1 protein-coding gene and 1 pseudogene are annotated in these 679 nt (G+C 64.5%); both read right to left on the bottom strand.

Going from position 1 to position 679, the window contains the following annotated elements; genetic code table 11:
* Positions 1-122 (bottom strand): annotated as a pseudogene (locus tag A9Z05_RS37480) (HAD family phosphatase); the annotation flags it as partial.
* Positions 119-679, bottom strand: a 561-nt coding sequence (locus A9Z05_RS03505; protein ID WP_069616889.1) for a carbohydrate ABC transporter permease, incomplete at its 5' end; no start/stop codon positions are given. The pseudogene A9Z05_RS37480 and the gene A9Z05_RS03505, both read right to left, overlap by 4 nt.

Below are 679 nucleotides of genomic sequence, written 5' to 3' on the forward strand. Positions count from 1 at the left end.
ACGATCACGTCGGCGGCGACGGCCTCGCTGTCGATCAGCACGCCGTCGCAATCGCAGATCAGCACGTTCATGCCGTGACCGGCCGCACGTTTGCCGGCCGCGCCTTTGCTTGCATCGTTCATTTAACCGCCCCGAACGTGAGCCCGCGCACGAGCTGCTTCTGCGATAGCCAGCCGACGATCAGGATCGGCGCGACCGCGAGCAGCGATGCGGCGGACAGCTTCGCCCAGAACAGCCCTTCGGGGCTCGAGTACGACGCGATGAACACGGTCAGCGGCGCCGCGTTCGAGCTCGACAGGTTGATGCTCCAGAACGCCTCGTTCCACGACAGGATCACGAGCAGCAGCGCGGTGGACGCGAGCCCCGGCAGCGCCATCGGCATCAGCAGGTAGACGATCTCCTGCCACGTCGACGCGCCGTCGATGCGCCCGGCCTCCAGGATGTCCTTCGGGATTTCGTTGAAATACGTGAAGGTCATCCACACCGCGATCGGCAGGTTGATCAGCGTGTAGACGATCACGAGCCCCGACACCGTATCGAGCAGCCCCGCGTTCTTCCACAGCAGGTAGATCGGCACGAGCACGCCGACCGACGGCATCATCTTCGTCGACAGCATCCACAGCAGCACCTTCTGCGTGCGATGGTTCGGGAAGAACGCCATCGCATACGCGGCCGGCAC

Origin of the sequence: Burkholderia sp. A2 (assembly GCF_001729305.1) — a bacterium.
In the GTDB taxonomy this organism is placed as follows: domain Bacteria; phylum Pseudomonadota; class Gammaproteobacteria; order Burkholderiales; family Burkholderiaceae; genus Burkholderia; species Burkholderia sola.